Origin of the sequence: Mesorhizobium sp. M4B.F.Ca.ET.214.01.1.1, from assembly GCF_004791545.1 — a bacterium.
Lineage (GTDB): Bacteria > Pseudomonadota > Alphaproteobacteria > Rhizobiales > Rhizobiaceae > Mesorhizobium > Mesorhizobium abyssinicae.
The window spans coordinates 5,206-31,116 of the sequence record NZ_SRUX01000005.1; the positions used below are offsets into that span (position 1 = coordinate 5,206).

General features: G+C 66.0%; 22 protein-coding genes. 13 read left to right on the plus strand and 9 right to left on the minus strand.

Annotated features, from left to right (window positions below):
- The coding region (locus tag EN857_RS11655; protein WP_210235135.1) for a VCBS domain-containing protein at positions 1-1,562 on the minus strand (1,562 nt) is incomplete at its 3' end.
- 677 nt (positions 1,563-2,239) lie between these two features.
- The gene (locus EN857_RS11660; protein WP_127393914.1) at positions 2,240-3,037 is read right to left on the minus strand and encodes an IclR family transcriptional regulator; all 798 of its coding nucleotides are present in this window, start codon (positions 3,035-3,037) and stop codon (positions 2,240-2,242) included.
- A 237-nt stretch (positions 3,038-3,274) separates the two neighbouring features.
- Between EN857_RS11660 and EN857_RS11665 the strand changes: the two genes are divergently transcribed.
- Genes EN857_RS11665 through EN857_RS11680 form a run of 4 tightly spaced genes read left to right on the plus strand, consistent with a single transcriptional unit; the run spans position 3,275 to position 7,784 of the window.
- Entirely contained in the window at positions 3,275-4,327 is a 1,053-nt protein-coding gene (locus EN857_RS11665) for an ABC transporter substrate-binding protein (protein ID WP_127393913.1), read from the plus strand.
- An 18-nt stretch (positions 4,328-4,345) separates the two neighbouring features.
- A complete protein-coding gene (locus EN857_RS11670) occupies positions 4,346-5,854 on the plus strand; it encodes a sugar ABC transporter ATP-binding protein (protein ID WP_128272850.1) in 1,509 nt (502 codons plus the stop codon).
- Positions 5,851-6,816 carry an ABC transporter permease gene (locus EN857_RS11675; RefSeq protein WP_127392081.1) on the plus strand — a complete coding sequence of 322 codons (966 nt, stop codon included), beginning with the start codon at positions 5,851-5,853 and terminating at the stop codon, positions 6,814-6,816. The genes EN857_RS11670 and EN857_RS11675 overlap by 4 nt, the downstream gene beginning before the upstream one ends.
- Complete coding sequence (locus EN857_RS11680) at positions 6,813-7,784, plus strand: ABC transporter permease (protein WP_127392080.1); 972 nt, start codon at positions 6,813-6,815, stop codon at positions 7,782-7,784. Before EN857_RS11675 ends, EN857_RS11680 begins: the two co-directional genes overlap by 4 nt.
- Here EN857_RS11680 and EN857_RS11685 read toward each other — a convergent pair.
- Positions 7,758-8,699, minus strand: coding sequence for an amidohydrolase family protein (locus tag EN857_RS11685; protein WP_127392079.1), 942 nt, complete (start codon positions 8,697-8,699; stop codon positions 7,758-7,760). The two genes, EN857_RS11680 and EN857_RS11685, sit on opposite strands and share 27 nt — an antisense overlap.
- A 77-nt stretch (positions 8,700-8,776) precedes the next feature.
- Between EN857_RS11685 and EN857_RS11690 the strand changes: the two genes are divergently transcribed.
- From EN857_RS11690 to msuE, 9 genes are all read left to right on the plus strand, one after another.
- On the plus strand, positions 8,777-10,099 hold the full coding sequence (locus tag EN857_RS11690; protein ID WP_127392078.1) for an alanine racemase: 1,323 nt from the start codon (positions 8,777-8,779) through the stop codon (positions 10,097-10,099).
- A 37-nt stretch (positions 10,100-10,136) separates the two neighbouring features.
- Positions 10,137-10,481: a RidA family protein gene (locus EN857_RS11695; protein ID WP_127392077.1), complete on the plus strand. Its 345-nt coding sequence runs from the start codon at positions 10,137-10,139 to the stop codon at positions 10,479-10,481.
- 10 nt (positions 10,482-10,491) lie between these two features.
- On the plus strand, positions 10,492-11,502 hold the full coding sequence (locus EN857_RS11700) for a succinylglutamate desuccinylase/aspartoacylase family protein (protein WP_127392076.1): 1,011 nt from the start codon (positions 10,492-10,494) through the stop codon (positions 11,500-11,502).
- Positions 11,503-11,543: 41 nt separating this feature from the next.
- Complete coding sequence (locus tag EN857_RS11705; protein WP_127392075.1) at positions 11,544-12,722, plus strand: hypothetical protein; 1,179 nt, start codon at positions 11,544-11,546, stop codon at positions 12,720-12,722.
- 67 nt (positions 12,723-12,789) lie between these two features.
- Positions 12,790-13,851, plus strand: a complete 1,062-nt coding sequence (locus tag EN857_RS11710; RefSeq protein WP_127392074.1) for a glycosyltransferase family 4 protein — start codon at positions 12,790-12,792, stop codon at positions 13,849-13,851.
- Positions 13,852-13,895: 44 nt separating this feature from the next.
- On the plus strand, positions 13,896-16,058 hold the full coding sequence (locus EN857_RS11715; RefSeq protein ID WP_127392073.1) for an amylo-alpha-1,6-glucosidase: 2,163 nt from the start codon (positions 13,896-13,898) through the stop codon (positions 16,056-16,058).
- 160 nt (positions 16,059-16,218) lie between these two features.
- Positions 16,219-18,000 (plus strand): trehalose-6-phosphate synthase, encoded by a 1,782-nt coding sequence (locus EN857_RS11720; protein ID WP_127392072.1) that lies wholly within the window; start codon positions 16,219-16,221, stop codon positions 17,998-18,000.
- The gene (otsB, locus tag EN857_RS11725) at positions 17,997-18,791 is read left to right on the plus strand and encodes a trehalose-phosphatase (protein WP_127283727.1); all 795 of its coding nucleotides are present in this window, start codon (positions 17,997-17,999) and stop codon (positions 18,789-18,791) included. The genes EN857_RS11720 and otsB overlap by 4 nt, the downstream gene beginning before the upstream one ends.
- 147 nt (positions 18,792-18,938) lie before the next feature.
- The gene (gene msuE / locus EN857_RS11730) at positions 18,939-19,499 is read left to right on the plus strand and encodes an FMN reductase (protein WP_127310866.1); all 561 of its coding nucleotides are present in this window, start codon (positions 18,939-18,941) and stop codon (positions 19,497-19,499) included.
- A gap of 16 nt (positions 19,500-19,515) precedes the next feature.
- Here the strand turns inward: msuE and EN857_RS11735 are convergent, their stop codons facing one another.
- The 6 genes from EN857_RS11735 to EN857_RS11760 all read right to left on the minus strand — a co-directional run bounded on the left by EN857_RS11735 (position 19,516) and on the right by EN857_RS11760 (position 25,909).
- On the minus strand, positions 19,516-20,592 hold the full coding sequence (locus EN857_RS11735) for an ABC transporter ATP-binding protein (protein ID WP_127310867.1): 1,077 nt from the start codon (positions 20,590-20,592) through the stop codon (positions 19,516-19,518).
- Complete coding sequence (locus EN857_RS11740) at positions 20,589-21,389, minus strand: ABC transporter permease (protein WP_127283730.1); 801 nt, start codon at positions 21,387-21,389, stop codon at positions 20,589-20,591. Before EN857_RS11740 ends, EN857_RS11735 begins: the two co-directional genes overlap by 4 nt.
- Position 21,390: 1 nt before the next feature.
- Entirely contained in the window at positions 21,391-22,251 is an 861-nt protein-coding gene (locus EN857_RS11745) for an ABC transporter permease (protein WP_127283731.1), read from the minus strand.
- Between the two features lie 67 nt (positions 22,252-22,318).
- Positions 22,319-23,323, minus strand: a complete 1,005-nt coding sequence (locus EN857_RS11750; RefSeq protein ID WP_127311878.1) for an ABC transporter substrate-binding protein — start codon at positions 23,321-23,323, stop codon at positions 22,319-22,321.
- Positions 23,324-23,387: 64 nt separating this feature from the next.
- On the minus strand, positions 23,388-24,863 hold the full coding sequence (locus EN857_RS11755; RefSeq protein WP_135897637.1) for an aldehyde dehydrogenase: 1,476 nt from the start codon (positions 24,861-24,863) through the stop codon (positions 23,388-23,390).
- Complete coding sequence (locus EN857_RS11760; RefSeq protein ID WP_127392304.1) at positions 24,860-25,909, minus strand: LLM class flavin-dependent oxidoreductase; 1,050 nt, start codon at positions 25,907-25,909, stop codon at positions 24,860-24,862. Before EN857_RS11760 ends, EN857_RS11755 begins: the two co-directional genes overlap by 4 nt.
- Positions 25,910-25,911: the final 2 nt, after the last annotated feature.

The following is a 25,911-nucleotide window of genomic DNA, read 5'->3' on the forward strand; positions in this document are numbered from 1 at the left end:
GTGATCACCGCGCTGTCGTTGGTGCCATGGATGGTGACGGTGACGAGCTGGCTGTCGCTGCCGTCGGAGGAGACGGCGGTGAAGCTGTCGGTGATGGTGTCGCCGGCGCCGAGCTGCTGGATGGCGGCCTGGGTGTTGTCGGCGGTGTAGGTCCAGCTGCCGTCGGCGGCGAGGGTGAAGGTGCCATAGCCGTTGCTGCCGGCGGTGGCGGCCTGGGTGGTGAAATTGGCCTCGCCGGCGTCAACGTCGGTGATGGTCAGCAGTCCGTCGGCTGTCAGGTTGCCGGCAACGATGCCGTCGGCGCCATTGTCCTCGGTGACGTCGTCGGTCGAGACGCCGCCGATCACCGCGCTGTCGTTGGTGCCATGGATGGTGACGGTGACGAGCTGGCTGTCGCTGCCGTCGGAGGAGACGGCGGTGAAGCTGTCGGTGATGGTGTCGCCGGCGCCGAGCTGCTGGATGGCGGCCTGGGTGTTGTCGGCGGTGTAGGTCCAGCTGCCGTCGGCGGCGAGGGTGAAGGTGCCATAGCCGTTGCTGCCGGCGGTGGCGGCCTGGGCGGTGAAATTGGCCTCGCCGGCGTCAACGTCGGTGATGGTCAGCAGTCCGTCGGCTGTCAGGTTGCCGGCAACGATGCCGTCGGCGCCATTGTCCTCGGTGACGTCGTCGGTCGAGACGCCGCCGATCACCGCGCTGTCGTTGGTGCCATGGATGGTGACGGTGACGAGCTGGCTGTCGCTGCCGCCATGGCCGTCGTCGGCCGTGATCGTGTAGGTGAGGGTCAGCGTCTCGCCGGCGGCAAGAAAATCAAAGGCCTGGGGCGTCGAGTTGAAGGTCCAGGTCAGATTGTGGGTCTCGCCCGGATTGGCCGACAGCGATGCCGGCGACACCGTCAGCATGTTGATCACGGCGGCGCTGTTCAGTCCGCCGGTGGTGCCGCCGAGCGACACCGAGGTCACGCTCGCGCTCACCGTATCGGAAACATCTGCATCGTTCACCGTCAGCGTGCCGCTGGCGGTCAGGGGCGAATTGGTCTCGGTGAGCGACGCGGCGGCGCTGTCCGTGGTCACCAGATGGATGTCCGGCTTGTCGTTCGTGCCGGTGAACTGGATGGCGGCGGTGGCCCAGCTCAGCGTGCCGTTGCCGAGCTGGATGGCGTAGGTCACATAGTCGACAAGGACCTGTCCGGCGGCAAGCGACTGCAACAGTCCGTCGATGCTGGCCGTGCTGTAGTGGATCGTGCCGTCACTGGCTATCCAGATCTTGGCGCCCAGCTGGCTGGTGTCGGTGGTCCCGGCGGCTCCCGCGCTGTCGTTGGAGCTGGAGTATGTAATGTCCTTGGTCAGCAGGTCCGCCGGCGCATATGTCTTCGTCGCTGTCGAGGCACTGATGGTGTCGTCGATGGAGTAGAGAGTCTTGGCCGCGCCGCCCAGGTCGTTCGCCAGCACATTCAGAATCAGAATGCCAGTCGCATCTTCCGAATAGAGGAAGGTGTCATCCTTGGCCTGCGGTGTGTTGGAAAAAGACGTCGTGGTGCCGCCGGCACCGGTGACCTGAGTAGCCATTTTTCACCCCTGTTGTTTAACGACAGACGCCCCACCGCCTGTCGACCCCATTGAAAGACCAGCCGCTTCTTGACTGAAAATGTTGCACAGCCGGCGCGCAGATACCGGCAGACATCGATTGTATCAGCGCACCAGAGGGCCCCGATGCCGGCGCTGAGCTACGGCCAGCAAAATGCGTGGCCGGTCACAGGCGGGTGGTGGCTCAAATGGTGATGGCTGCGGCGAAAGCGATCGCCGCGCTGCGTCTCCCCAGCCCCTTTAGCGTCGCTTAACCCGTTGTTGCCGGTCGGGGGCCATTTTATTCGACGCTTATATTAGGGTATTATTAACCCTGTCAGCGAGGAGGCGTCAACATCCTGCTTGGCATAACAGTTAATATTAGGGCCGCTACTCATTTCGACGCATGGCCGCAGGACCAGTCGCGCGGCAATCAACGCATCCGGAAGATAGGCCGCGCCGGTAGAGACCGCGTGGTTCAGCTCCGCCTTGCCGCTCTTTTCCCCATGCGGCCAAGAGGGCGGGGACCGATGGTCCGGCGGCCTTGCTCGACACCGGGCGCGTTTCGCCAAGCAACTGCGCGCATCAAAATCCTGAGGCACCTTTCAGGCCAAGCATCCGGCGTGGCTCGGCCGGCGTCGCGATCTCGTGGCCGAACTCGGTGAGCCGGTCGGCGAGAGCTAGCTTCCCGCCAACGACAGGCCGCTGGCGCGTTCGCGCAGCAGGGCAAGCAACTCGCTTCGGCGCGCTTCCGGCGTGTCGACGGGCAGTACGAAACAGAGCGTCTTGTTGATGGCGCCGTGGCCGTCCTGGATCGGCGCGGCCATGCACCAGGTGAAGCGGTCAGCGAGCGCCGCGGTCTCGCTGAAGCCCTGCTGGCGCGCCAGTTCGACGTCGGCGAAGAATTCTTCCGCAGGAATGATTCGGCCGTCGGGCAGTTTGTAGTCGCCGGCGGGAATGAAGCTCTTCAGCTCTTCCTTGCCCATATGGCCGACCAGCAGACGTCCCGACGCCGTCCACGGAATCGGCACCTCGACGCCGACATCGCTGGAAATGCGGAACGGTCCGGGCGAATCGCGGCAGTCGAGGACGACGTATTTGTTGCCGCGCAGCCCACACATCTGAACCGTCTCGCCGGTCTCCGCGGCCATCCTGTCCAGCGTCTCGAGGATGCGCCGGTAATGCGCGTTGTGGTGCGAATAGGCCCAGCCGAACAGGTGCATCGCGCGGCCGAAATAGACATAGCCCTCGGTGCCGACAGTCTCGAGCATCTCGGCTTCGAGCAGGCTGTTGACGATCTCGTAGGTGGTCGAGCGCGGCGCACCGATCATCTTGGCGAGGTCGCCGACGCGCACCGGCGCGCGGTGCCTGAGCAGCGCCTCGAGCAGCATGATGACGCGGTCGATGCCACGGCGCCGCTCGCCACCTTGCGGTGACGCACTGCCAGCCTCGATCAGATTGGTCTCGCCATCGCTCATTTCAGCCGCCCGAAATCATTTTTAAGTCCTCGTCTCAAGACGCTTGAAAGAAGTCAAGGCTCGGTCTAGCATCCCGTCTGTCCGATATACAGACAGGATGTCTGAAATACCGGACAGATTAACGAGCCGGACAGAGAAGTCCAGACGAAAGAACGGGCGGTTCCGCAACGCGGCAACCGGCGGGTTTTGTCGTCCCGACCCCGCACGCCCGGACACAACCACTGAAGGGGAACAGTCATGATGAAATCGTCGTTTTTCGCATCCGCCAGCGCCCTTTGCCTCGGTCTCGTCCTGGCCCTGGGCGTAGGCTCGCAGGCCAATGCCGCCGCCAAATGCATCAAGGGCGACCGCAAGGCGCCGTACACGATCGGCTGGGCCAACATCTATTCGGTGCCGACCTGGATGAAGCAGACGCAGGGCACCATCGAGGCCGAGGTCGAAACGCTGAAGAAGCAGGGTCTGGTCGACAAGCTGGTGGTGACCGACGCCCAGGGCGACGCCAACGTGCAGATCCAGCAGATCCAGTCGATGATCGATTCCAATGTCGACGCCATCATCCTGATCGCCGGTTCCTCGACCGCGCCGGCGCGCGTCATCGCCGACGCCTGCGCCAAGGGCATCGCCATCATCAATTTCGACAGCCTCGTCGACACCGACCAGGTGACCGCCAAGGTCAACACCGATTCCTCGCAGTGGGGCGACCAGGCCGCCAAATTCCTGATCGACGCCATCGGCGGCAAGGGCAAAATCCTGATCCTCAACGGCCCGGCCGGCGTCTCGGTCAGCGACGACCGCCGCAAGGGCGCCGATGCCGAGTTGAAGGCTCATCCCGATGTGAAGGTCCTGGCCGAGACCAACACGCCCTACAATGTCGCGCCGGCGCAGGAAGCCGTCACCAGCCTGCTGTTCGCCAATCCCGAGATCGACGGCATCCTGTCGCTCGGCGGCGCGCTGTCGGCGGGCGCGGTGCTGGCGCTCGACAAGCAGGGCCGCGACCAGGTGCCGATCACCGGCGAGAACGCGCGCCAGTTCCTCGAACTGTGGAAGGATAAGGGCCTGAAGAGCTGGGCCACCATGCAGCCGAACTGGCTCGGCGCCTTCGCCACCTACACCGCTGTTCAGGCGCTTGAAGGCAAGGACGTGCCGGCCTTCGTCAAGATCCCGCTGCCGGTGATCGACAATTCCAACATCGACGAATACCTCGCCAGGGCCAAGGATTTCCCGGCTGACGGCTACATCTATTCGCCCTACGATGAGGAGCTGTTCAAGAAGCTGCTGGCGCAGAAGTAAGCCGGAAGGGTTGTAGAATTGACAACCAGGGCTCCGCTCCTTGCCGCGCGGGGGGTGTCGAAGGCTTTCTTCGGCAACCCCGTCCTGCGCGAGGTTTCGATCGCTCTCCAGCCCGGCCGCGTGCATGCGCTGCTCGGCGAGAACGGCGCCGGAAAGTCGACGCTGATCAACCTTCTGTCCGGGGCCTTGCGCCCGGATGGTGGGGCGATCGAGGTCGACGGGCGCGCTGTCGCGCGCATGACGCCGGCGCTGGCGCGGCAGGCCGGCATTGCCGTCGTGCAGCAGGAGCTCAGCCTGACGGCCAGCCTTTCGATCGCCGAGAACATCGGCCTCGGCGCCTATCCGAAGCGCTTCGGCCTGGTCGACTACAATGAGCTCGCCGCACGGGCCAGGGCGGCGTGCGGCCTCGTCGGGCTGCACGAGCCGCTGTCGACGCCGGTCGGGCATCTGTCGCTCGGGCGCCGGCAGATGGTGGAGATCGCCAAGGCGCTCTACCGCCGGCCGCGGGTGCTGATCCTCGACGAACCCACCTCGTCGCTGTCGGCGACGGAAACGAAGATCCTGACCGATCTGCTGGAGCGGCTGCGCCGGGAAGGCATCGCCATCCTCTACATCTCGCATCGGCTGAACGAGGTGATGGCGCTCTGCCAGCATGTCACGGTGCTCAAGGACGGCACCTGCACGGCGGACCGTTCGCTGGACGGAACAGACGCCAGCGGGCTGGTGCGGCTGATGGTCGGCCGCGACCCCGGCGATCTCTTTCCCAAGTGGCAGCCTTCCGCGTCGACGGCCACGGCGATCTCGGTCCGCAACTTCTCGGCCGGCCTGATGCGCGACGTCGATTTCGACATCAGGACGGGCGAGGTGCTGGGCATCGGCGGCCTGGTCGGGCAGGGGCAGGAGGATCTGCTGCTCGGCCTCTACGGCGCCATTCCGGCAAGGACGGCTTCGGCGAGCGTCAATGGCGCGTCGGGCCTGCCCGGCGGCGTGCCGAAGGCCAATGCGCTCGGCCTCGCCTATGTGCCGGCCGATCGCAAGCGCGAGGGACTGCATCTGATCCACCCGATCATCACCAACATGATGCTGCCTGCTTTCGCGCGGCTGCCGGCGCTGAAGCTGCGCAGCCGCCTGGCTGAGCGCAAGACGGCAAAGGGCCTTGCCGCGCAGCTTGCCATCAAGGGCGATCTTGAACGGCCGGCGCAGGCGCTTTCCGGCGGCAACCAGCAGAAGGTGGCGCTGGCGAAATGGATGCCGCACGATCCGCTGGTGCTGCTGCTCAACGACCCGACGCGCGGCGTCGATGTCGAGACCAAACGCGAGATCTATTTGATGCTGCGCGCCTTCGCCGCCGCCGGCAAGGCCGTCGTACTGCTCAGCTCCGACACGCCGGAGCTGGTGCATCTGTGCGACCGCGTGGCGGTGGTGCGGGAAGGCCGCATCGTCGCCACCCTCGAGCGCGCGGCGCTGAGCGAAGAAGCCATCGTGTCGGCGGCGATGGGCGCCGAGAAGCAGAAGGTCGCGGCATGAGCATTTCTTCCTCCGCGAAACCTGCCGGCTCGCTCTACTGGCCGGTGCAGGCGCGCCGCAACATCGGCGTGCGCAGCCTGTTCGTCGTCGTGCTGGCGTTTCTCATCGCCTACGGCGTGCTGTTCCCCGGTCTGTTCACGGCCTCCGGCTTCGCCAAATTCACCCAGAGCTGGTTCCCGCTGGCATTGGTGGCGATGGCGCAGGCGATCCTCATGCTCACCGGCGGCATCAGCCTGGCGATCGGCGCCACCGTCAGCCTCGGCGCCGTCATCGCCGCGACCACCATGGCGGGCCCGCTCGGCGTCGCCGGCGGCGCTGCTGCCGTTGCAACGGCCGGGCTCGGCATCGGAGCCGTCACCGGCTTCATCGTCGTCAGGCTTCGCCTGCCGGCGATCGTGGTGACGCTCGCCGGCTCCTTCATCATCGGCGGGGCCGCGCTGCTGATCCTGCCGCGGCCAGGCGGCGCCATTCCGGAATGGCTCTCCGACCTGCTGGCCGGCGATACCCCCGCTGCCTTCGTGCTTCTGGTGATGATCGTCCTGCTGTGGAAGCTCTATCTGGCGACGCCGCTGGGATTGAGCCTCTATGCTGCCGGCGAGAATCCGGTCGGCGCCTATCGGTCCGGCGTGCCGGTCGATATGGCGCGCGTCGCCGCCTATGCGATCAGCGGCCTCCTCTCGACCAGCGCCGGCCTCTTCGTCGCCGCACAGACGGGCTCGGGCGATCCGGTGATCGGCAACGCCTTCACGCTCAACTCCATCGCCGCCGCCGTGCTCGGCGGCATCGGCTTCCTCGGCGGGCAGGGCACGATGCGCGGCGCGCTGGCCGGCAGCCTGCTGCTCAGCCTGATGATCAGCGTCATGTTCTTCCTCGGCTTCACGCCGGTGGCGCAGTATGTCGCGCAGGGGCTGATCATCATCGGCGCCGTCGCCATCCCGCAATTCCGCAAGGTGCAGCCATGACAGCCTGGAACGACAACGCGGGCGGCAGGCGCGCCGTGGCGATCCTGAAGAGCCGGCCTTTCCTCACCGTCGCCATCGTCGCAGCGGTGTGGATCGGCGCGAGCTTCGCCTCGCGCGGCTTCGGCGCCTATGGCCATCTGCGCTATCTGGTCGAACTTGGCGCCGTGATCGGCCTGGTCGCTGCGGGCCAGACCTTCGTCGTGATCGCCGGCGGCATCGATCTTTCCGTTGCCGCGATCGTCACCGTCAGCGCCATCAGCCTGCCGTTGCTGTCATGGCAGGCCGATCCGACCGGCCTTGCGCCGGTCTTCGCGGTGCTTGCGCTGACCACAATGATCGGCCTGGTTAATGGACTTGGCGTCGCGCTGCTGCGCGTTCATCCGATGATCATGACGCTGGCCATGGCGACCTTCCTGCAGGGTCTGCTGATCATCATTGCGGGCGGCAGCGCCGTTACGGCCGAAAACCCGCTCGTCCATTGGCTCGGCAATGCGCGGCCGGCCGGGATTCCGGCGGGCATTCTGCTCTGGGTGGCCGTTTCCGCGATCGTGCTGACGGTGATGCATGCCACGCCTTTCGGCGCGCGCATCTTCGCCATGGGCGCCAATCCGCTTGCCGCTACCCTGTCCGGCGTGCCGGTAACGTCGACGACGCTTGCCGTCTACGGCATCAGCGGCTTCACCGCGGGGCTCGCCGGCGTGCTTGTGCTCGGCATGAACGGACAGGGCTATGTCGGGATCGGCGATCCCTACCTGCTTGCCTCGATCGCGGCGGTGGTGCTCGGCGGCACGTCCATTCTCGGCGGGCTCGGCACCTATGCCGGGACCATTCCCGGCGCGATCCTGCTGGTGACGATCACCGCGCTGATCACCGTCGTCAACGCATCGCCCGGCTGGCGCAGCATCCTGTTCGGCTCGCTGATTCTCGGCCTGCTGCTTCTCTCAGGCAGGGAGCAGGCCCGCCGATGACAATTCGTCCAGCCGGTAGATGCGCCTTGCGTTGCCGAAGAACAGTGCTCCCTGCTCGTCCGCGGAAAGGCCAGCCGAAATGGCTTTGAAGCTGTCATACACCTCGTCGAACGAGGCGTGCAGGCCGGCGACGGGAAAGTCGGAGCCGAACATGGCGCGATCCGCGCCGAAACAGTCGATGCAGTGCAGGACCACCGGTCGCAGGCTGTCGAGCGTCCAGTCATGATCGTAGGCGACGAGGTCGGAGATCTTGACGGCGACGTTGTCGCGCTGCGCCAGCAGCCGCAGCCCGTCGCGCCACCTGCGCATGCCGTCGGCGTCACGGTCGATCGGGCTGCCGCAATGGTTGAGGACGAATTGCTGGTCCGGAAACGCCGCGGCGAGGCGAGCGGCGTCAGCCAGTTGGCGCGGGAACACCATCAGGTCGAAAGAGAGACCGTAGCGCCCGAGCAGCTTCAGTCCGGAGCGCCAGGCCGGATCGTCCATGATGCCGTCGCGGGCGGCGAAGCGGCGCGCCGGATCAGGATCCCAGCTCAGAATGTCGCGGACGCCGACGACGCGGTCGAACGCGGCCTGCGCCTCGATCATCGCCGGCGCCTGTCGGCTGGCCAGCGGCACGTGGACGACATAGCGGGCTGCGACGCCTTGCGACTTTTCGAGCGTCTCCAGCCAGCGCGTCTCGCCGACGCAGTCGCCGGCGGCCCAGCCGGCTTCGACATGTACGCTGGCAACGACATTATGCCGGCCGGCATCGCGCAGATAATCCTGCGGCAGATAGTTGCGGCGCAGCGGGCCAAGCTCGCCCAGGCCGCCGCGCTCGCCGGCCGTGGCGTTCAGCCAGGGGTGCCGGCCGAGGCCGAGGTCCCAGAGATGATGATGGGCGTCGATGATCGGTCCGGAGTAGGGGGCTGGCACGCGTTTCTCGCAGGCTGTGGGGGGCGCCGGCAATCGGTCAGGCCCTCGTTTGGCGATGGCGCAAGAGGTAGCATTCGATGAGCGAGAACACATCGGCTCCGCCGCTTGCCGTGCATGAAAATTTTTGGCTCGACGACCGCATTCGCGGCGTGCCGCCCGGCACGGCCGCGCTAGACAGCAGCCATGTCGGACTGCAAGGCTGGCATCCTGCTGGTGGCCGCATGTCGCTGCCTTTGCTGACGCTCGACGAGGCCGCCTTCGCGTCAAATCGCGACCTGTTCCTGCGCTATGTCCGTGAGCATGGGGCTGAGATCGCGCCGCATGCCAAGACGCCGATGGCGCCCGACCTAGCCCGGTCACTGGTCCAGGCTGGCGCGTGGGGCACCACGGTCGCCGACATCAGGCAGGCCACGGTGATGCTCAAGGCCGGACTGACGCGGCTGATCATCGCCAACGAGGTCGGCGGCACCGGCGGGGCGAACCGGCTCGCGGCGCTTGCCGGTGCCTGGCCGAACGCCGAGCTCTATGTCTTCGCCGACTCGGTCGCCGCCGTGAACGCGCTGGTGCTGGCCTGGCGCGCCAATGCTTTGCTTGCTCCGTTGCGCGTGCTGGTCGAGCTTGGCGCGGCGAGGGCAGGTGCGCGAAGCACCGCCGAAGCCGAGGCGATCGCCGATGCGATCGCGGCGACCGGCGGACGCTTGCTGATCGCAGGCGTCGCGACCTATGAAGGGGCAGCCGCGGAGCCCGATCCGGTCCGCACCGACGAGGTCGTCTCGGCGCTGCTGGCGAATGTCGGCGACATGTTCCTCAGGCTTCGCGCCCGTGTCGGCGGCGAGACGCCGCTGATCATGACGGCCGGTGGTTCGGTCTTCTTCGATAAGGTGGTCGCGGCGCTGTCGCCGATCGTCGCCAAGGACGGCAAGGCGACGCTGGTGCTGCGCAGCGGCGCCATCTTCTTCCACGACCATGGCGTCTACGACCGATCGCTGGGCGCGGTCGATGCCCGCAACGGTTTTGCCGTCGATGGCGCCGGCGCTTCGGCGCGGCGTTCGTTCCGCCCGGCGCTGCGCATCTGGGCCGAGGTGCTGTCGCGGCCGGAGACCGGTCTCGCCATCTGCGGCATGGGCATGCGCGACGTCTCGTTCGACCAGGGTTTCCCGAAGCCGCTGACGGTCTATCGCGGCGGCCACCCGCTTGCGGTGCCATTAAAAGGCGAGGTCGTGAAACTCAACGACCAGCACGCCTTTCTGTCGCTTCAGCCGGACGATGACATCGCCGTCGGCGACGTCATCGAATTCGGCATTTCGCATCCTTGCACCTGCCTCGACCGCTACCGCGTCATCTTCGGCGTCGACGAGAGCGGGCATGTGACGCACGCCTTCCCCACCTATTTCGGCTGATCAGGGCCACAAGAAGAGACTCTCGAAAGGATCCGACATGATCAAATACTTCCAGTCCGGCTCCCGCATGTCACAGGCCGTCGTCTATGGGGGCATAGTGCACATAGCAGGACAGGTCGCCAACGACCGCAAGGCCGGGATCGAGGCGCAGACCAGCGATGTGCTGGCCAAGATCGAGTCGCTGCTCATCGAAGCCGGCAGCAGCAAGTCGAAGCTCGTAGCGGTCAACATCTTCCTGCCGCAGATCGGCGACTTCGATGCGATGAACAAGATCTACGATGCCTGGGTGGACCCAACGCGGCTGCCTGCCCGCGCCTGCGTCGAGGCGCGGCTGGCCGATCCGGACCTGCGCATCGAGGTCACGGCGGTCGCGGCTGTCTGAGGGGGGAGCCATGCATACCGGCCTCGTCCATACGCTCGATTTCGACCGCGACGGCAAGACGCTCGCGCACTTGAGCATTCCGTTCTCGATCGACCGCTCGCCCTATTTCCAGGTCAAGGTGCCGATCTGCCTGATCCGCAACGGCGAAGGCCCGTCGCTGCTTTTGATGGCCGGCAATCACGGCGACGAATATGAGGGCGAGTTGTCGCTGGCCAAGCTTGTGCGCAGGCTCGATCCCAGGCGGATCAGGGGTCGCGTCACCATCCTGCCGATGGCGAACGCGCCGGCGGTGATGGCCGCCAAGCGCTGCTCGCCGCTCGACGGCGGCAACCTCAACCGCGCCTTTCCGGGCGATCCCTCGGGCACGCCGACCGGCCGGCTGGCCAATTTCCTCGAGACCGAGCTGTTTGCCCGCCACGACGTCGTCTTCGACATCCATTCCGGCGGCACCTCGATGGAGCATCTGCCGACGGCGTTGGTCGAACGCAATGCCGAGCCCGAGCGCCACCGGCGCGGCGTCGAGCTGATGCGCACGCTCGGCATGCCCTATGGCTTCATTGCCGACAATGGCGCTGCCTCGCCAACCTCGATGGGTGCCGCGCGCCGGGCCGGCGCGATCGGCGTCAGCGGCGAGTTCGGTGGCGGCGGCACGGCCACGGTGGATTCGATGGCGCTCACCGCCCGCGCACTCGACAGGCTGATGGTGGCGTTGGGCGTGGTCGAGGCCCCTGTGCTCGCGCCGGATGCCGAGGCTGCCGCTCCAACGCGCCTGCTTTCGCTGTCCCGCCACAGCCAGGGCATTTATGCGACGCGGCGCGGCTGGTTCGAGCCCGCCGTCAGGCTCGGTGACAGCGTGAGCGCTGGACAATTGGCCGGCTGGTATCACGACCTCGAACGGCTTGATGTCGACGAGGAAGCCATGCATTTCGCCGAGAGCGGCATCGTGCTGTCGCGCCGGCTGCACACGATGTGCGAGGCTGGCGACTGTCTGATGCAGGTGGCCGAGCCGGTCGAAGGCTGAAGACCGAGGCTCCTGGCCACACTACGAACTTGAGGATCAGCATGCAGCTATCGATGTGGACCTATCCCTGGGACATCCAGGATCTCGGCCTTGAGACGGTCGAACGCGATCTAACCCAGCGCGCGGGACTGAACATGATCAGCCTCGCCACGTCCTACCATGCCGGGCGGTTCCTGCAGCCGCGCAGCCCGCGCCGGAAGGCCTACTTTCCGGAGGATGGCACCATCTACTTCCAGCCGACGGCGGCGCGCTGGGCCGACCTTGCCATCCAGCCCAAGGTGGCCGATGTGGCCGGCGAAGGCGGCGACGTGCTCGGCCAGCTCGTGCGCCGTCGCGAGGCGGGCGGGCCTGGGGTCTCGTGCTGGACAGTGTGCCTGCACAACACCCGCCTCGGCATGCTTCACCCCGAGGCCGTCACCCGCAACGCCTTCGGCGATGCCAACTACTACAATCTCTGTCCCTCGCATCCGGACGCGCGCGCCTATGTCCGCGCGCTGGTCGCGGATATCTCGCACGGCTACAGGCCGGACAGGATCGAGCTCGAGAGCCCATCCTTCATGGGCTTTGCGCATGAGTACCATCACGAAAAGGATGGTGTCGGCCTGACGCCGGAGGACGATTTCCTGCTGTCGCTGTGCTTCTGCCCATCCTGCCTGGATCGCGCCGCCGAGGCCGGTGTCGATGGCGAGCCGGCGCGAAAGCTGGTCAGGCAATGGATCGCCGAGACCTGCGAGCGCGCCGTGCCCGAGCGACGCTTTCCTGATTTCCCTGCAGGGGGACTCGACACCTTCCTGCCATGGCCGGAACTGCATGCGTATCTCGCCTGGCGCTTCGAGCCAGTGACCAGCCTGGTCGCCGAGCTGCGCGAGGTGGCGCATCCGTCAACCAGGGTCGTCATCATCGATCTGAAGGAGGGCTGGCTCGGCGGCTGCGATCTCGCCGCGCTCGGCAAGGTCTGCGATGGGGCGATCCTGTGCGCCTATGACATGCAGGCGGGCGATGTCGCTGGACTGCTCGAAGCCGGACGCGCGGCGCTCGGCCCGGAAAAGTTCCTCGGCACCGGCTACCGGCTCTTTTATCCGGAGATGGCCGGCGCGGACGTGCTCGCTGCCAAGGTGAAGCCGGCGAGGGCGCCCGGCGTCGACGGCATCAACTTCTACAATTACGGCCTCGTTCCCGCCGCGCGGCTCGACTGGGTCGGCGCGGCGCTGTCAGCTTGAGAAGCGGAACCCGGAACGATCTGCCGGCTGATGCATTTTGGCCCTGTGCCAATCAGCTGGAGACATCATGCGAATTGCCCATGTCGCGCCGCTCTATGAGTCCGTGCCGCCGAAACTCTATGGCGGCACCGAGCGGATCGTCTCCTACCTGACGGAAGCGCTGGTGGCGCTGGGGCACGAGGTGACGCTGTTCGCCAGCGGTGACAGCCGCACCTCCGCGAGGCTCATCCCTGGCCGGGAATGCGCGCTTCGCCTCGACCCGCGCCCTAAGAAATCGGAGATAGCAGCGCATCTGGCGATGCTGGCCGAGGTCCGCGAGCGGGCGCACGAGTTCGACCTCATCCACTTCCATCTCAGCCATTTCCTGCATTTTCCCTTCTTCGCGGATATGGCCGGACGGACGGTGACGACGCCGCATGGCAGGCTGGACTATGTCGATCTGGCGCCCGCCTACCGGCGCTTCCCGCGCTTTCCGATGATCTCCATCTCGCGCAGCCAGAGAGCGGGGCTGGCCGAGGCCAAGTGGCTGGCGACGATCCACCACGGATTGCCGATCGATATCTACCGGCCCGCTTTCGAGACGACGAAGGAGGAACCGTACCTTGCCTTTCTTGGTCGGCTCTCGCGTGACAAGCGGCCTGACCGCGCGATCGAGATCGCGCGCCGCTCGGGGTTGAAGCTGAAGCTGGCGGCCAAGATCGGCGACGACGACCGCGCCTATTTCCATGACGAGATCGAGCCGCTGATCGACGGTGACCGCGTCGATTATGTCGGCGAGATCGCCGAGGACGAGAAGGCCGACTTCCTCGGCAAGGCGGCCGGCCTGCTGTTTCCCATCGATTGGCCGGAGCCGTTCGGCCTGGCTCCAATCGAGGCGATGGCCTGCGGCACGCCGTCGATTGCCTGGAATCGCGGCGCCTTGCCGGAGATCATCGACCAGGGCGTGACCGGATTTGTCGTGGAGTCGATGGACGAGGCGATCGAGGCAGTGCCGGCGCTGCTTCGCCTGGACCGTCGAAAGGTCAGGGCGGCCTTCGAAAAGCGGTTTTCCGCCACCAGAATGGCTCGCGACTATGCAGCGGCCTATGCGCGCCTCATCGGCGATTCAGCCGAAGCCAAGGCGTCGTGAGAGGCGCAGCCTGATCCGGGGGCGAAACAAACGGGAAGAAACCGATGACAGAGCTCGACGAGCGCAAGCTTGATCCCGCCGTTGCCCTTGCCTCGCTGGACGAGACCGCGCCGCGCGAACCGCACCGGCTTTTTGCGCTGAAGCAGGGCGACTGCTTCGTGGTGGCCGATGCCTATGGCGACATCAGGGGCGCAGGTGACGGCTTCTTCCGCGACGACACGCGCGTGCTTTCGGAGTTCCGGCTGACCGTCGGCGGCCGGCAGACCTCGCTGCTCGGCGCCTCGCTCAGCCAGGACAATGTGCTGTTCACCAGCAACCTCACCAATCTGCCGATCCAGAGCGCCGGCGGGCGAGACATTTCACAAGGCGCAATCCATGTCGAGCGCGTCAGGCTGATCTGGCAGGACCGGCTGTTCGAGCGCATCACGCTTTCCAATTACAGCCAGGAGACGTCGGCCATCCGCGTTTCGCTGCACTTTGCCGCCGATTTCCGCGACATGTTCGAGGTGCGCGGCTCGACGAGGGCAAAGCGGGGCACCGCACACGCGGCCAAGATCGATGCGACGTCGGTGCTGCTTCACTATGACGGGCTGGACGGGCTGGCGCGCCTGTCGGCGATATCGTTCTCTCAGGCGCCCGATCAACTGACGGACAGCCGCGCCGATTTCCTCGTCGCGGTGACCAAGCGTTCCAGCAAGGTGCTCTATGTCGAGGTCGGTTCGGAGGTTGTCGAGACCCCGGATCGCGATCGCTTCCGCGCCGCAGCGGCCCGCGCCCGTTTCGGCATGCGGGCAAAGCGCCGCCACGGCGCCACGGTGCACAGTTCGGGCCGCGTCTTCAACGACTGGGTCGAGCGCGCCCGCGCCGATGTGGCGCTGCTCACCACCGAACTCGCGACAGGGCCCTATCCCTATGCCGGCATCCCTTGGTTTTCGACGGCATTCGGCCGCGACGGCGTGATCTCGGCACTGCAGATGCTCTGGCTCAACCCTGGTCTGGCGCGGGGCGTGCTTGCCTTCCTCGCCCAGCACCAGGCGACCGAGACGTCGCCGTTCAGCGATTCACAGCCCGGCAAGATCATGCACGAGACCCGCAAGGGCGAGATGGCGGCGCTGCGCGAGCTTCCCTTCGGGCGTTACTATGGCGGCGTCGACACCACGCCGCTCTACATCCATCTCGCCTGCGCCTATGCGGAGCGCACCGGCGACATGGACTTCATCGACACGCTGTGGCCGTCGCTCAAGGCCGCGGCCGAATGGACTGAAGAGGCGAGCCGGGAGACCGGGTTCGTCACCTATCAGCGCGCCGCCGAATCCGGCCTCGCCAACCAGGGCTGGAAGGACAGTTTCGACTCCGTCTTCCATGCCGACGGCCGCATCCCCAAAGGACCAATCGCGCTGGTCGAGGTGCAGGGCTACGTCTTTGCCGCGTTCCGGGGGCTGGCGGCGCTGGCACGGCGCCGGGGCGGATATGCGGAGGCCGAGCACTGGGAGGAACGGGCCGAAGAAATGCGGATCGCGGTGGAGCGCGATTTCTGGGTGGACGATCTGAATTTCTATGCGCTGGCGATCGACGGCGCCGGTGAGCCCTGCAAGGTGCGGACGTCGAATGCCGGGCATCTTCTGTTTGTCGGGTTGCCCCAGCCCGAGCGGGCAAAGCTGGTCGCCGACCAATTGCTTTCGGCTCCCTTCCATTCGGGCTGGGGCCTGAGGACGCTTGCCGACGACGCCGTGTTCTTCAACCCGATGTCCTATCACAACGGCTCGATCTGGCCGCATGACACCGCCATCTGCGGCGTCGGCCTGGCGCGCTATGGCGAGCGCGAAAGCGTGGTGCGGCTGATGAGCGGCACGTTCGAGTCCGCCGTGCATTTCAACATGCGGCTGCCGGAACTGTTCTGCGGCTTCACCCGCGCGCCGGGCGAGGCGCCCATCGCCTATCCCGTCGCCTGCCTGCCGCAAGCCTGGTCGGCCGGCTCCGCCTTCATGCTGATGCAGGCCTGCCTCGGCCTGGAAATCGATGGTTGGGAGGGCGAGGTCCGCGTCACGCGGCCAAGGCTGCCGATCGGCATCGACATGCTTACACTTCGGCACCTGACCGTCGGCGACCGGGCGGTCGACCTGACATTCCAACGCGTCGGCGACCGGGTCGTCGCCTTCCTTGCCGACCGGCATGAGGGGTTGGTGCCGCTCATCGTGCGAACTTAGCCAAGGGTTCGCTCGCCGCCTGACAAATGTCGGAACCGATGGTCCGTTTGTGCGTTGCACAATCACACCGGACGCGCGGCGGTCTGTTCCGTCGCCCGGCAAGGTGTCGAAAACAAGAAGAATGAGGCCTGCGGCGGGCCGGTGGCAAATTGGCGTATCAATGACTGATCAAGGCATCGACTTGCTGTGGGGCCTGCTCCTAGTAAGTCTTGGACTTTCCGCTCTTGCGGTGTTTTTTTCCATATCCCGACACCGCCGCAATTCCACGCCTGCGACCGTGCACGTCGCTGGCGAGGACGTGGCTTCCGAAGCGGCGCGCAAAGTACTTCGGGAATTCGAGAAGAACGGCCAGTCGGTCGACGCGGCGCTGGTGACATGGTCGCCCGAAACCTTGCGCAAGATCCTTCACGAGGACCTGCCCGAGGCGCAGGTGATCGTGGTTTCCAACCGCGAGCCTTACATCCACAACACCAAGGGCGACGGCGTCGAACTCGTCGTGCCGGCGAGTGGGCTGGTTTCGGCGATGGAGCCGATCACGCGCGCCTGCGCCGGCACCTGGATCGCCTATGGCGGCGGCACGGCGGACCGCCAGATGGTCGACGGTGACGACCGGGTGCAGGTGCCGCCCGACAATCCGTCCTACACCCTGCGCAGGGTGTGGCTCACCGAGGAGGAATATCAGGGCTACTATCTCGGCTTCGCCAATGAAGGTCTCTGGCCGCTCTGCCATATCGCTTTCACAAGGCCGATCTTCCGCGAGTCGGACTGGGACGCCTACGAGGCGGTCAACCGCAAGTTCGCCGACACCGTGGTCGCCGAGGCGCGCAACGAGCGGCCGATCGTGCTGGTCCAGGACTATCACTTCGCGCTTCTGCCGCGCATGATCCGCGAGCGCCTGCCCGAGGCGATCGTCATCACCTTCTGGCACATTCCGTGGCCGAACTCGGAAGTCTACAGCATCTGCCCGTGGCGGGAGCGTATCCTGGACGGGCTGCTCGGCAGTTCGATCATCGGTTTCCATACCCAGTTCCACGCCAACAATTTCACCGAAAGCGTCGACCGCTTCCTCGAAAGCCGGATCGAACGGGCGGACGCCGCCATTTCCTACGGCGGCCAGACGACGCTGGTGCACGCCTATCCGATCTCCATCGAATGGCCCCTGCAGCTTCTGGCCAAGCTGCCCGATGTCGCTGAGTGCCGTGCGCGCGTCCGCGACCGGTTCGGGCTGCCGGCGGATGCGAAGCTGTGCATCGGCGTCGAGCGCCTCGACTACACCAAGGGCATTCTCGATCGCTTTCATGCGCTGGAGGAATTGTTCACCAGGCATCCCGAGCTGATCGGCAAGGTCGTGTTCCTGCAGATTGCGGCTCCCAGCAGGGGCACGCTGCCTGCCTACAGGCAATTGTACGACGAATGCATGCGCTATGCCGACGACCTCAACCTGCGTTATGGCGCAGACGGCTATCGGCCGGTCGTCATCGTGGCCGAGCATCATTCGCAAAAGGCGGTCTACGAGATCTACCGCGCCGCCGATATCTGCATGGTCACCAGCCTGCATGACGGCATGAACCTGGTCGCCAAGGAATTCGTCGCAGCGCGCGACGACGAGCAAGGCGTGCTTCTGCTCTCGACCTTTGCCGGCGCCTCGCGCGAGTTGCTGGAAGCACTGATCGTCAACCCCTACGACGCGGCGATGATGAGCGCGGCCCTCTCGCAGGCGCTGACCATGTCGGCCGAGGAGCAGCGCGAGCGGATGCGTAGGATGCGCGAGATCGTGCGCGACAACAATGTCTACCGCTGGGCCGGAAGCATGCTTCTGGACGCGGCGCGCCTGCGCAAGCGCGGCGAGCTCGACCGCGTCACGGCCAGCGCCGAGCGCCTGGCCACCCCCGACAACGTCGTCCCCATCTTCGAACGCAAACAGGTAGCCGGACTCCGATGAATCTTCAGCCAGAGTTGACGCCACGCCTCCCCGAAGGCCGATGGGCGTTGTTCCTCGACATTGACGGCACCTTGCTGGAGCACGCCGCCCATCCGGACGCCGTGTCGGTCAGCGAGGAGCTTCGCCTTCTGCTGCAGACGATCGAGCGCCGGCTGGACGGCGCGCTTGCCTTCATCACCGGCCGCTCGGTCGCGGCGGTCGACCGACTGTTCGATCCGCTGAAGCTGCGCACTGCTGGTCTCTACGGACTGGAGCACAGACTTGCCCCTGGCGGCCCTGTCGAGGCCGCTGACGAACCGGCGGACATGGCGGCGCTCGCCGACGAGATCGAGCTGGAGCTGGCGAGCCAGGCCGTCTATGTCGAGCGCAAGGGCCCGGTGCTCGCCGTCCATACGCGCGCCGCGCCGCATCTGCTTGCGCGGGCGACGAAGCTCGTCGAGCAGGCTCTGGACCGGCTGCCGAAGGGATATCGTGTGATCGCCGGCAATGCCGGGGTCGAGCTGATGCCGCTCGAGGCGGCCAAGGGTGCCGCCATCAGGAGGTTCATGGACATTCCACCCTTTGCCGGGCGACGGCCGGTTTTCCTCGGCGACGACACATCCGATGAAAACGGCTTCGAGACGACCAATGCCGCGGGCGGGATATCCATCCGGATCAAGCCTCGGGGACCAACGGCGGCACGCCATGTCATTGCCGATGTCACCGGCGCGATCGGCTGGCTTCAGGACAATTTCGGCGATCTCGCCATCGAGACTGGCCGGGGCGAAGCCCGACGCAGCCGCGGACCATGAGCTGGCTGTCGCCAATAGGCCTGGTCGTGGAAAAATTGTTCGGGACCGGCGCCGCCGAAAGCCGATTGTTCCTTTTATCGGGCCCTGAAGTCTATCAAACTTGTAGACATTAACGCGAACCCATCCGCGGCGTGAAGGTGCCTGAGCATGCCCAATCCCACCGTTGTCGGCTTTTCCGGCAATTTCACCCGACCCTCCAAGACCCGGGGCTTTGTCGAACAGGTCGTGAAGGATATTGCCCGTCAGCATGGCCTGTCGGCCAGCACCTATGATGTGGAGGATCTCGGCCCGTCGCTCGGCCAGGCGAAATGGGCGCGCGATCTCGACGAGCAGGCCCGCGCCATTCTCGACAAAGTCATCAATGCCGATGTGCTGGTGGTCGGCTCGCCGACCTACAAGGGCAGCTATACCGGCCTGTTCAAGCACTTCTTCGACCTGATCGATCCGGCCGCCCTGCGCGGCAAGCCTGTGGTGCTTCTGGCGACCGGCGGCGGCGAACGGCATGCGCTGATCGTCGAGCACCAGTTGCGGCCGCTGTTCGGCTTCTTCGAGGCGCTTGCCCTGTCGACGGCGGTCTATGCCACCGACAAGGATTTCGCCGACGGCGTGCTGCGCTCCGAGCCGATCCTGAAGCGCGTCGCGCAGGCGGTGGGCGAAGTCGGGCTGGTGCTTGCCAATCGCTCCGGGGCGAGTGTCGCCGCGGAATAGGGGCACGCCAGAGCAATCAGGCGGGAAACAGGAATGCGGCGGCCGGGTCGAAAAAGACCTGCCGTCGGCTTGCCGTCGCATCGTGCGACGCCATGGCCGACGATGTCGGCCTGATGTCGATCTCCTGCCCGGCGGCGGTGCGCGCGACGATGCGGCGGCGCTCGCCGTAGAAGGCGACATCGACGATCTCGACGGCAAGCTCGGCGCTTCTCGGACCACGCTCCAGGCGAAACGCTTCCGGCCGGATCATCAGCCTGGCCTTTTGTCCGCTGCCGAAGCTGCCATTGGCGTTGATGCCTGAGAGCACCGAGCCGTCGGCAAGCCGGATGGTCGCGGCGCCGCCGACGGTTTCCAGATGCTCGGCGGCCAAAAAATTCGAATTGCCGATGAAGCCGGCAACGAAATCGGTCGCGGGCCGAAGGTAGAGATCCTCGCCGGTGCCGATCTGCTCGATGCGGCCATCCCTGAACAGCGCGATGCGGTCGGACAGATGCAGCGCCTCCTCCTGGTCATGGGTGACATAGAGGATGGTGACGCCGGTCTCGCGGTGGATGCGGCGTATTTCGGCCTGAATCTCCTCGCGCAGTTTCTTGTCGAGGGCCGAAAGCGGCTCGTCCATCAGGAGGATCGGCGGATCGTAGGCCAGCGCGCGGGCAAGCGCGACGCGCTGCTGCTGGCCGCCGGACAGCGCGCCGGGAAGCCGTTCGGCGAAACTTTCGAGCCGCACCAGCGAGAGCATGTCGGCGACCTTGCGCTTGACCTCGGCGTCGGGCCGGCGGCGGACGCGAAGTGGGAAGGCGACGTTTTCGGCGACGCTCAGATGCGGAAACAGCGTGTAGCGCTGGAAGACCATGCCGATGTTGCGCTTGTGCGAGGGCACCGCAAGCAGCGACTTTCCCTGCAACCGGACATCGCCGGAGGTCGGGTCCTGGAAGCCGGCGATCGCATAGAGCGTCGTCGATTTTCCCGAACCTGACGGGCCGAGGAAGGTCAGGAATTCGCCTTTGGGGATCTCCAGCGTCACGTCATGAACGGCGACGAAGGCGCCGAAAGCCTTGCGCAATTTGCGGATCGACAGGAAAGGCTCGGTCATGTCGGCAACTTTCGGCGCAAGAGTGCCGTCACCACCATGAGGGCGAGCGTGAGCCCGACCAGCAGGCTGGAGGCGGCGGCGATGACGGGAGTGAGGTCGGAGCGGAGGCTGCCCCAGATCTTGACCGGCAAGGTCTGCAGGGTGGGGCTCGCCATGAAGATCGCCACGACCACCTCGTCCCAGGAGGCGAGGAAGGAGAAGATCGCGGCGGAGAAGATGCCGATGCGGATCGACGGCAAGGTGATCCTGAGCTTGGCCTCAAGTGGGCTGGCGCCGCAGACGATGGCCGCGTCCTCGATCGACTTGTCGAATCCTTCGAGCGCGGTGGCAATCGGGATGATGGCGAAGGGGAGCGCCAGCACGGTGTGGGCGATGACGAAGCCGACCGTGGTGCCGCCGAGGCCAAGGCGCAGGAAGAAGGCGTAGATGGCGATGGCGAAGACGACCACCGGCAGCACCATCGGCGTCAGCAGCAGCCCGCGCAGCATCTCGCGCCCACGGAACTCACCACGAACCAGCGCGAATGAGGCAAGCAGGCCGACGGCGACGGCAAGGATTGCCGTCAGGGCGGCGATGCGGGCGCTGGTGAGCGCCGCCTCGATCCAGGACGGGTCGGCGAACAGCTCCTGATACCATTTCAGCGTCCAGCCGGGCGGCGGGAAGGCCAGCCAGCGCGACGAGCCGAAGGAGAGCAGCACGATGAAGACAACAGGCAGAAGCAGGAAGGCGGCGACCAAAGCGGTGAAGGCGAGCAGCGCAGCCTTCAGCCAGCCCAGGCGGTCATAGTCGAGCAGCATCTCAGGCGCCTCCCGCGGGTCGCTTCGAGCCGACAAGGCGCAGTTGCAGCGCGTAGAGCGCCATGGTGACGACCAGCAGGATGAAGGCGGCGGCGCTGCCGAGGCCCCAGTTGAGCAGCGACTGGATCATCTGCGCGATCATCTCGGCAAGCATCATGTTCGACGTGCCGCCGAGCAGCGCCGGCGTGACGAAATAGCCGAGCGACATGACGAAGACCATCAGCCCGCCGGCGGCGATGCCGGGAAGCGAGAGCGGCAACAGGATGCGGCGGAACGCGGCGAGCGGGCTGGCGCCGCAAAGCGCTGCCGCGCGCAGCGTCATCGGGTCGATCGCGCGCAAGGTGCCGACCAAAGGCAGGATCATGAACGGCAGCATGATGTAGACCATGCCGATGGTGACGCCGGTGAGGTTGTTGATGAGCGGCAGCGGCTGGTCGGTGATGCCGATGGCCATCAGCGCCCGGTTGATCACGCCGGTGCGCTGCAAGAGCACCATCCAGGCATAGGTGCGGGTCAAGAGGTTGGTCCACATCGACAGGATGATGATGCCGAACAGGAGCGAGGCGAGGGCCGGCGGCATGATCGCCAGCATCCAGGCCACCGGAAAGGCGACGAGAACGGTGACGACGGTGACGACGAAGGCGACCAGGAATGTGTTGAAGAACACCCTCGCGTAGGTGCCGTCGCCGAGCAGCGCAGCGTAATTCTGCAGGCCGGGAGCCGGATCGGTGACGCTGCGCAGGAGCAGCGCCAGCACCGGCACGACGAAGAAGAGCCCGATCAGAGTCAGCGCCGGCAGCAGGCCGGCGAGGCCTGTCGGAAGACGCATTCTGGCGATGCTTTGCTCAATTTCCACCGACATAGCGGTATCCCGGGTTGCGAAGCGGGACGGCGGAAGCCGTCCCGCTTCTGTCACGAGAAGGCGGGCGTTATTTCGCCTGCCAGGCGTACCAGCGCGTGGCGATCTCGTCGCGATGCTCGGCCCAGTAGTTCATGTCGAGGTTGATCTGGCCGTCGACATGGGCGTCGGGCAGACCCTTGACCACGTCGGCGGGCATCTCGGCCTTGGCCTTGGTGTTGATGGGCGCATAGCCGCTCGCCTCGGCGAACTTCGCCTGGCCGGTGGCGCTGCTCGCCGCGGCGAGGAACTTCATCGCCGTGTCCTTGTTCTTGGCGCCCTTCGGCACCACCAGAACGTCGGCGGCGGTCAGGTTCTGGTTCCAGGACACGCCGACATCGGCGCCGTCCTTCTCCAGCGCGAAGACGCGGCCGTTCCAGAGCTGGCCGAAGGCGGCTTCGCCGGAGGCGATCAGCTGCTGCGATTCAGCGCCGCCGCCCCACCAGACGATGTCGGACTTGATGGTGTCGAGCTTCTTGAAGGCGCGGTCGAGGTCAAGCGGATAGAGCTTGTCGGCCGGCACGCCGTCGGCGAGCAGCGCGATCTCGATGACGCCGGGCGCCGACCATTTGTAGAAGGTGCGCTTGCCGGGAAATTTCTTGGTGTCGAACATGTCGGTCCAACCGGCCGGCTCGCCGGAGACCGCGCCCTTGTTCCAGGCGAGCACGAAGGAATAGTAGAAGCTGCCGATTGCGTGCTCGTTGCTGAAGCGCGGATCGAGATCGTCCTTCGGCACGACGGCGAAATCGATCGGCTCGAGCAGCCCGTCCTTGGCCGCCTTGATGGCGAAGTCCATCTCGACGTCGACCACGTCCCAGGTGACGTTCTTGGCGTCGACCATGGCCTTCAGCTTGCCGTAGTCGGTCGGACCGTCCTGCAGCACCTTGACGCCGGCTGAAGCGGTGAACGGCTCGGCCCAGGATTTCGTCTGGGCTTCCTGGGTGGTGCCGCCCCAACTGGTGAACACCATTTCCTCGGCCTTGGCGGCCGTCGTTGCCATGAGGCCGGCAAGGATGCCGGCGAAAATCAGTTTCATGTCGTTCTCCTCTGACTTTGTGTGTTCCGTTTCTTGTTCTTCAGTGCACCGTCGCCATGCCGCCTCAACGCATGACGAAGGGATCGGGGATCGGCTCGTCCGATGTGCGGATCCACACCGATTTCGAGCGCGTGTAGTCGCGGATGGCGTCGATGCCGCCTTCGCGGCCGAGACCGGACAGCTCGTAGCCGCCGAACGGAACCAGCGGCGAGACGGCGCGGTAGGTGTTGACCCAGACCACGCCGGCGTGGATGCCGCGGGCCATGCGGTGCGCTCTGGCGAGGTTGGTGGTGAAGACGCCGGAGGCGAGGCCGAAGGGCGTGTCGTTGGCGAGCGCCAGCGCCTCCGCCTCGCTGTCGAAGGCAATCGCGCTCAGCACCGGTCCGAACAGTTCCTCGCGCACGCAGGCAAGCGCCTGGTCCTGCGCCTCGATGATCGTTGGCGCGTAGTAGAAGCCGTCCGCCTTGCCCTCGGGCCGTGCGCCGCCGGTGATGAGCCGGCCGCCGCCGGCCAGGCTTTCGGCGACGATCGTCTCGATCCGTTCGCGCTGGCGCAAGGTTGCGAGCGGCCCCATTTCGGTGGCGGTGTCCTGTGGATCGCCGATGGCAATGGCCTCGGCCTTGCGCTTCAGCCGGGCAAGGAATTCGTCCTTCACCGAGCGCTCGACTAGGAGGCGCGAGCCGGCGACGCAGCTCTGGCCGGTCGCGGCGAAGATGCCGGCGACGACGGCGTTGGCGGCGCTGTCGAGATCGGCGTCGGCGAACACGACAACGGGGCTTTTGCCGCCGAGTTCCAGCGTCGTATAGGCGAGGTTCTCGGCCGTGTTGGCGACGATCTGGCGGGCTGTCGAGGGGCCGCCGGTGAAGGCGACGCGGGCGACGAGCGGGTGGCTGGTCAGGCGGCGTCCGCAATCGTGGCCGAAGCCGGTCAGGATGTTGACGGCACCCGCCGGAAAGCCGGCCTCATGGACAAGCTCGGCAAAGGCGAGCAGCGGCGCCGGACCCTCCTCGGAAGCCTTGAGCACGACGGTGCAGCCGGCTGCCAGCGCCGGGCCGAGCTTGACCGCCGACAAAAAGAGCTGCGAATTCCAAGGCACGACCGCGGCAACGACGCCGATCGGCTCCGGCCGGACCGTGACCTCCATGTCGGGCTTGTCGATCGGGATGAAGGCGCCTTCGTGCTTGTCGGCGAGGCCGCCATAGTAGCGGTAATAGTCGCCGACATAGGCGATCTGGGCGCGCGTCTCGCGGATGATCTTGCCGGTGTCGCGCGTTTCCAGTTCCGCCAACCGGCCGGCATTGGCGGCGACGAGATCGCCGAGCCTGACCAGGAGCTTGCCGCGCGCCGTCGCCGTCAGCGAGGCCCAGGGACCGGAACGCAGCGCCCGATGCGCGGCCTCGACGGCGCGGTCGACATCGGCGACGCCAGCGGCCGGCATCGTCGCCCAGGGGGTGCCGGTCGAAGGATCGATGCTGTCAAAGGTCGCCGCCGCCTCGACGAACGCCCCATCTATATAATTCTTGAAGGCTACGGTGCTCATCGCGACCCCGCCTGGAAGGCCGGCATCACCCTGTCGATGAAGAGCCGCAGCGACTTCTTCTTGCGCTCATGCGAAAGGCCGCTGTCGATCCAGATCGAGTACTGGTCGTAGCCCTGCGCTTCATAGGCCTTCAGCCTGGCGATCACCTCGTCGGCCTCGCCGATGACGAGGTTCTGCCTGATCTTGTCGGGCGCGTATTGCGGCATGGCCGCGATCTCGTCCTCGGTCAGCGGCTCCAGAATGCCCTGATGCACAGGCTTCTTGTTCTGGAACCAGGCGCCGAACTGGCAGTAGAACAGCGACAGATCCCGTGCCAGACGGTCGGCGTCGGCGGCGTCCTCGGCCACGAATGTGTGCATCAGCAGCATGATTTCCGGCCGCGCTATGTCCGGATGGGCCTGGCAGGCGGTGTTGAAGCGCTCCATCAGGCTCGCCACCTCGCCGTCGCCGGAGGCAAGCGGCGTCACTTGCACGTTGCATTTGTTGGCGACGGCGAAGTCGTGCGAATTCGGATCGCGGGCCGCCACCCAGATCGGCGGGTAGGGGGCTTGCAAGGGCTTGGGCGAGGAGGTGGTCGGCGGGAAGGACCAGAACTCGCCGGACAACTCGAAATCACCGTCCCAGAGGCCGCGCAGCGCCGGCACCATCTCGCGCATGCGCTGGCCGGCGCCCCAGGCGTCGAGCCCGGGGAAGAGCCGCTGATACTCATAGCTGTAGGCACCGCGCGCGATGCCGATGTCGAGGCGGCCGCCGGTGATGATGTCGGTCATCGCGGCTTCGCCGGCGAGTTTGATCGGGTGCCAGAACGGCGCGATGATCGTGCCGGTGCCGAGGCGGATGCTTGAAGTCTTGGCGGCGAGATAGGCGATGTTGACGAACGGGTTCGGCGAGATGGTGAATTCCATGCCGTGATGCTCGCCGATCCAGGCGGCCTCGAAGCCTGCCTGCTCGGCCAGCACGACGAGTTCCTCCAGCTCCGTCAGCAGTTCGGATTGCGGCTTGGCCAGATCCGAACGCTCCATATGGACGAAAAGCGAAAACTTCATCG